This is a genomic window from Sodaliphilus sp. (genome assembly GCF_045598405.1).
GTDB lineage: Bacteria > Bacteroidota > Bacteroidia > Bacteroidales > Muribaculaceae > Sodaliphilus > Sodaliphilus limicaballi.
Genome location: NZ_JAZLLZ010000119.1, coordinates 1 through 6573 on the forward strand (window position 1 = coordinate 1; position 6573 = coordinate 6573).

General features: G+C 44.7%; 7 protein-coding genes. All 7 read right to left on the bottom strand.

All coding sequences use genetic code 11. The features are described from left to right. Nucleotides 1-320 (bottom strand): hypothetical protein (locus ACKI3C_RS08295; protein WP_407403935.1); only part of this gene is annotated, 320 nt, incomplete at its 3' end. 24 nt (nucleotides 321-344) lie between these two features. Beyond that, the gene (locus tag ACKI3C_RS08300; RefSeq protein ID WP_407403937.1) at nucleotides 345-1748 is read right to left on the bottom strand and encodes a WG repeat-containing protein; all 1404 of its coding nucleotides are present in this window, start codon (nucleotides 1746-1748) and stop codon (nucleotides 345-347) included. Nucleotides 1749-1760: 12 nt separating this feature from the next. Then, nucleotides 1761-2585: a hypothetical protein gene (locus ACKI3C_RS08305; RefSeq protein WP_407403939.1), complete on the bottom strand. Its 825-nt coding sequence runs from the start codon at nucleotides 2583-2585 to the stop codon at nucleotides 1761-1763. Between the two features lie 80 nt (nucleotides 2586-2665). Then, nucleotides 2666-3280: a hypothetical protein gene (locus ACKI3C_RS08310; protein ID WP_407403941.1), complete on the bottom strand. Its 615-nt coding sequence runs from the start codon at nucleotides 3278-3280 to the stop codon at nucleotides 2666-2668. 11 nt (nucleotides 3281-3291) lie between these two features. Beyond that, nucleotides 3292-4491, bottom strand: coding sequence for a caspase family protein (locus ACKI3C_RS08315; RefSeq protein ID WP_407403943.1), 1200 nt, complete (start codon nucleotides 4489-4491; stop codon nucleotides 3292-3294). A 3-nt stretch (nucleotides 4492-4494) separates the two neighbouring features. Then, nucleotides 4495-5034, bottom strand: a complete 540-nt coding sequence (locus ACKI3C_RS08320; RefSeq protein ID WP_407403945.1) for a hypothetical protein — start codon at nucleotides 5032-5034, stop codon at nucleotides 4495-4497. Nucleotides 5035-5041: 7 nt separating this feature from the next. Then, nucleotides 5042-5815 carry a hypothetical protein gene (locus ACKI3C_RS08325; protein WP_407403947.1) on the bottom strand — a complete coding sequence of 258 codons (774 nt, stop codon included), beginning with the start codon at nucleotides 5813-5815 and terminating at the stop codon, nucleotides 5042-5044. Nucleotides 5816-6573: the final 758 nt, after the last annotated feature.

Sequence of the window (6573 nt, forward strand, 5' to 3'; positions counted from 1 at the left end):
CCCTTGCCACCAAAACTAAAACTTAAATAGCATTCACACAGTTTTTTCCCCATGAAAGTGTAATTCTCATTTGACAGGTCAAGAGTGAATTTTTTCCATTTTATTTCTTCATAACTTAATGTGTCGCGAGACACTAGGTGGGAGTTCTTTATTGCTGAGACTTTTTCGTCCACGTTGTCAAACGTGAGGCTACTCAGGTCTTCGATTTCCAGTAAAGGATAGAAGATTTGGTACTCATTGACCTCGACCGGCTCGCTTTGCCCCATGGCATAGCAACCGAGGCCGAACGTTAACACTAAAGTGATTATAATTTTATTCATGATTTTCTGTTTTATGTTTAGTTTTTACCACGGGAATGGCTCTTGTTTGCCCGACTGGCTCAAAAAATAGCCAGTGGTGTGTGAGATGACATAGGCATAACTGGTCTGGCTCTTGGGATAATCATCTTGGGTATCATACCAGTAATATGTCCTGTTCTTTTCATTGTCAACAAATGAGTGCATGGCACAGAAAGCATTGTCAAAATAATATGGCAGCACTTGCTCAAAACCTTTTCCCAGCACCTTGAGTTCTTGCCCTGTGGTGTCAACAACCACGAGAGTGCCATCGGGTTTCACGGCAAGAGTCTTGCCTCCCACAAACTGCATGGCAATAGACTTGTATCTCGCAGGCACAACCACCGCGCCCGTCTTGTCGATGAACCCAAGCAAGCCGTCCTGTTGCACGCAGGCGAGGCCGTCGTTGTTGAACTGAATCACCATTTTGTACTCGTCCTTAATCACGATTTTGCCCTGCTCATTCATGAATCCATACCTGTTGTTTTTGTTTTTATACACCATCAGCCCGTCCTTTACAAGTTTCTCTACACACCACCGCATGCTTGCGTCGGCCAGACCTCGTCCATGAGAATTGTAATAAGGGAGTTTGTCGAAACTTGTCACATACTTAGATAGGTTAGCCAGTTTTACTATGTAAGGATTTTCCATCCGGACGTCATTGTCACTGACGCGGTTCACCACAATTCCTCGCCCAATCCACCATGCACACTCCATATCGCGCACTTGCTTGTTAAGTGAGCCACAGCCCTTGCAGTGAAGCTCCATCAATGCTGTGTAGTACTGCGCCATAAATTCTACAGGGTTTGCGTAGGCCATATTCCTGAAAACCCTAAACGCATCATCGTACTGCTTGTTGTGATAGTACGCAAAAGCCTTGGGCAGTGATGAGTCGTCAGACACAATCTGAACGATTTCTCCTTCCCTGACAAGTAGTAAATCAGTCCCGGAGTATTCAAAGGCACCGCTCACTTTTACTTTCATGCTGACGAATGTGAGTGACTGTTCCACATCTTTGGGGTCAATGCTCTCGGGCTCGCTATATCCATATTCGATTCTAGGCTCGGAAAAGTTTATCACTATGTTTTTCCTTAGTTTCTCGATAGCCATGATAAAATCGGTCATGCTACGTGACTGGAGTTGCTTGTCATCGACCTTGCGCAACTGCCCATGCTTGACAAACTCTTGTGTCATTCCATTGTTAATGCGACACTTAATCTTTTGTCCCGAAAACAGGTTATCAATCTTTTCAAGGTCTAGCGGGCTTTTGCTTGAGACCCACTGTTCCATTGCGCTTTTGTATTGTCGCACGGCTTCAAGGTCCTGGATTTCATAGGTCGCTACACGATTTCTTGCACCTGCAGTAGCAAAGGCGAGCATTGCAATAAAAATAATTATATTACTTTTTTTCATGCATATATGATGTTATTTTGATTTAGACCTATTATCCTTTCCATGACCATAGACATACCACTCAACCAGAGACTCACCTGCTGCAGGCTTGGGAACGAACTGAGAGATAAGCCAACCCGAGTTAGATGACTGTCGGTCATGATACTTGATAGAGAAAACCCAGCCAGGCACTTGCGTGAAAACAAATTCAAGATCCTCGACATGCTGTATTTTCAACTTGCCCGAATGCACTAAATAAACAAAAACCGAACGGTTGTCATAGCCAAAGTCCTTGTCCATGAAGCGTGAGATGTTTTCGGGTTGATTGGCAGTGACCTCGCCCAGTTCCATGAAATTAGTTTCATGGGCATCAGGCATAATCATGAGCATCGGGCTATTGCTAATGGGGGCAGTGTCAAACAGTTTCCCATACACACTTGAAATGACCCACTTGTACATGCCTGTACCGCGCTGTTCCACGTTCAGGAAAAGATCGATGTCAACGGGCTTGCCACTAAGGGAGCACTTGCATCGGGCAACAGCAGTCCAATCACTATCGTCGTAAGAAATGGTCAAGGAATTATCGACCACAGAGTCAATCAGTGCATAAGCCTGTGCAATGCGAGGGTCTTTATCAGAAGTAAACATAGTGAAGTCGAACAACTTTGCCACATCCAGTTTGCGCTGAGCAATGGAAACCGAATCGCAGGCTATTGTGTCGCGCTTGTTGAATCGCTCAAAAAACTCATCAACAAGCCCTACACGTTCCTCTTGCAGATAATCGCTTAGAATCATTACCTGAGCGAACGCAACTTCGCAACACATCACGTACAAGACAAATAAATATACTTTTCTCATAAAGTGTTAATGAAATTGATGGGGGCACACATTCTCCAGCGCCCCCATTAATGACCTAAAATTGGGTGTTGGGTACAGGTTTAGTTATAGGGTTTAGTGGCTATTGCAGAAGTGTTGCCCAGCCTTACGATATATTCATCGCCAGCCTCGGTGCGTTCGATGTCGATGTAACACTTCACGCGCTTGGTGGTGATGTCTTTATACACAGCGCGTCCGTCGCGGTAGCCCACAAAAGCCTGGTCAAACTGAACGGTGCAAACAAAAGTGTTCTCTGAAATCCTCTGGGGGTTAGATACCTTCATGCTGGCAATGTCGCTCGATGTGATTTCCACATCGGTGTACTTGAGGTCAACCATGTGGGTAAAATAATTTCTCATCAATATCTTGTTGACACTCTTGCGATAGCGAGAAGTCACCTCCATGGTGACACCTTTGACGTTCTTTCGTGCCTCATAGTCATAGAAGTCCTCGCAATTGGCTATGAACAATTTCTTGGCAGCCTTGGCGAAATACATTCGCTCGTCACGATTGTAATCCTTATCGGCCATAGAAGAAATGTTGCTGTTGAGTTGGTCCACTTTTTGTGTAGCCCTAATCTGGATTTGGCTTTTCACTTTAGGGCTATTAAGGTCTTGTGCCGAGAGCATAGTTGTCAAGGCAAGAACAGAAATCAATAATAATGCTATTCTTTTCATGTCAAGTAAATTTATTGTTTATGATGTATTTCTCTCACATAGAGTTTCTCAATGCCATTTTCGGAGAGCTGGATATCCACTACCTCGACATAGAGGATGCGGTTAGTGGTAGCGAGTCGGCCCAGGAAAGTTTCGGGGTCTTCCTTGTCTACCACGATGTTGCCGTCCTGCGAGATGTTGCGCACCACTGCTTTGTCGGCAAACTCTTTTTCAAATAATTTAGCAAATTCTACACGCTTAGCAATAGGATTGTTGGGATTGACAAGTGCAGTAAAAATCTCGCTTAGTGAATCTTTGAGATTGCTATCGTCCACTTCCTCGTCATTTTCAACATCCTTTGCCTTTTTAACGGTTTCTTCTCGTGGCACCTCGGGGGTCTTTTCGCTTGGAACGGCAGCACTTGCAAGGAATGTGTTATGAATGGGAGTTTGTTCGCCATCGGTCATGTAGTCAATCTTTCGACTCATAGCAGTCAACAGAACGTCCCATGTGATTGAGTTTGTATTGATTTTTTCGAGTTCATCAAAGATGTCGCACAGTGTTGCCGTGTAAATGTCAAGGACATTGTCGTTATACCATGGGATGTTATAGGCCCCCGATGTCTGCTTGGGCGATGCCGATGTCGCAATCACATTGCCTTTAGCTCCCAGGAAAAGGTCTTGTATGAGTTTGATTTTTTTCCCGCTCATCTGTGGTGAGGCATAATTGACCGAGAAGGTAGGGTGCGTCTTGGCACTCACATAATCTTCGTTATTGCAGCACATGCCTATGGTTACATTTAGTCGTGCACCCTTGCTTTTCAACTGGTTGAAAACCCATTGCAGAGGTATACACTTGTTTGGGTTAACTTGTCCCATCCACATCTGGGGGTAGGGAGTTTCGTCCTGAAAAGCTCGCACACCGTGACCGATGTAGTAAAACACGATTATGTCGTCGGGGGATGTTACCTTAAGGCTCTCAACCTCTTTTTTACACCTCTCGGGCGAGAGTGCAGTGCCATATATGTCGTGAGTTGATACCTTGTATCCCATCGGAGCGAGGGAAGCGTTCACCTCATTGATGAAGTGTCCGTACAGGATGTCGCGACCCATCACATCACAACTTCCCACATTCTTGTCGGTAGTGTCGATAAACGTGAGCCAGTGAATTGTTTGTGCCTGTGCCGCACCGAGGATGAAAATGCTTAATAGCAGTCCTAATATCTTTTTCATATATTATTTGGTAGATTTGTTAGACAAAAGTTTCAAATTGGGTTCCAGAGGGAAAAGTTCTTGTGCAAAAAGCATCAGTTGTTCATTGTTAGTGCCAGTGTCGCCAGTGACAATGGTGTTGCACAGGTGGTCAAGAATGCGCCACTTTTTAAGGCTGTAGTCAAACTCGACATGAACCACCTTGTTGCCACCCTTTGCGCATGTGAAGCGAGTCCAGGGCATGAAACGTCCATACACGATTTTATCGGTCTGGAAGTTGACTGGTTGGCACAACAGATACAGGAAAATAGCCTTGCTCTCTTGTGACAGTTCTATAACACTGTTTTGAGGCACGGTGTCGCTCTTGGCAATGAGTGAGCACTTGACGCTCTTGGCATTAATTATAACAGATGTGATACTGTCGCCGAGTGGATGTGCAACAGTTGATTGTTGATACTTGATGCCGTTCCGTGCATTGCTCTTGGGTAATGAATTGCAGCCTGCTAGCGTTGCACAACCTAGAAGTGCGGCAGCAATACAATATAACAAAGATTTTGTATTCATAATTTATTTAGAATGCTTTGGTGAAGAAGCCTGATAATGAGCCAAAAGAGGATTTTGAACCAGCAAATACTGAGACACCGTCGTGCAAGTAATCTTTGTTGTAAAAATCATACAACGCATGCTCGTACTTTATTCCGGTTTTGATGTGTGAATGAGTGTTGTAATAAGAAATTGAGCCAATAGCTGTGAATCCGTTGTTCACGGCCTTAGCATCATTGATGGTGTTGTCGTGATAATGGAAAGCATAATTATAAGCCGAGCCCATGTCGAGAACAATATTGTAGTTCCTGTTTTCATAACTCAGCAGTCTTATCTGCAATGTCACATATGGAGCTACCATGCGCTTGACAATCTCGGTGCGCTCGGTAGCCTCGGGCATCAAAACATCATAACCGTCTTGCACATAATCAACACCTGCGGTGAATCCTAATGGGAACATGCGAGAAAGATACCCAACATTGTACCCGACAGAATATCGCCTCATCTTCCAGTCCCAATGGCTCAAGCCAAAGGCTTGGGGATAGATTGTCGCCTTGCCGTTGGCAAACTCCAGGTTTTGAACGACATTAGCCGTGTACTGTACGTCAGGAATTAGCCAACTGTGGCTCTCGGCAAAATCGTTGTCGATTAACTGCACTGCGGTGCCAATTCCTAGGGTATAAAGAAGATTGTCGGTGGTAATGCGCGGACTAGCAGTCCACTCGCTGCGTTGAATCTGGGCTAAAGCACCAAGAGAGCTACACAACGCAAGTGCACAAGTAAAAATAATTTTTTTCTTCATGAGAGTCTTCGTCTCTATCTTTGCCCTACGACCCCCTATAGGACTATAAAAAAATTTAGGTTAAGCCCACAACAATAAACAAAAGAAGCGTGAGATCGTGCAAATGCCTATCTCACACTCCGGGCCTTCGAACTTGCCTATTCAGTAAGATAAGCAATGCCGAAGCCCACGCCAGATGTTGTACATACTCCTATATACATACACATCTTACCCCACCTTTTTATGCGGTGAAGTTCATCGTAGTGCATGTACAAAAAGGAGATGCGGTATAAACACATCCCGGGACATCTGCCATTGCTATTCTTTCCACTGAATAATCCAAGTGTTCGAAGTTTGGAGTGTAGAAAGAGAAGCGCTTGCAAACGCCTTTCCATTTATTATTGTCGTCTCCCGCCCATACCCGCTTCCACCGTTTCATGTTGCATGAACACAAATACCGCTTCAACCTGGCGTGGACTTCAACCCTTTAGACACGTTGTCTAAATTGTTTTCAGGAAATCAATGCAAAAGTATAAAAAAAAATCTAATGAGCAAAAAAAATAACACCAAAAAAAAGACTGTACTTTATTACTCAACTTTAGCATGTGAAACCATTTGAGTCTCACCTATTTGCTCCGATTAGCGTCCTGCTGGACGCGGTGCGTGTTGCATTTCTTCCCCCACCGCCACTTCGAATGTTGGCAAAGGTTCGCTATCCGCGGCACCGGCTTCGCCGACTTACCGCTGCTCACTTTGCCGAGCTCGCTTCGCTCGGTTCG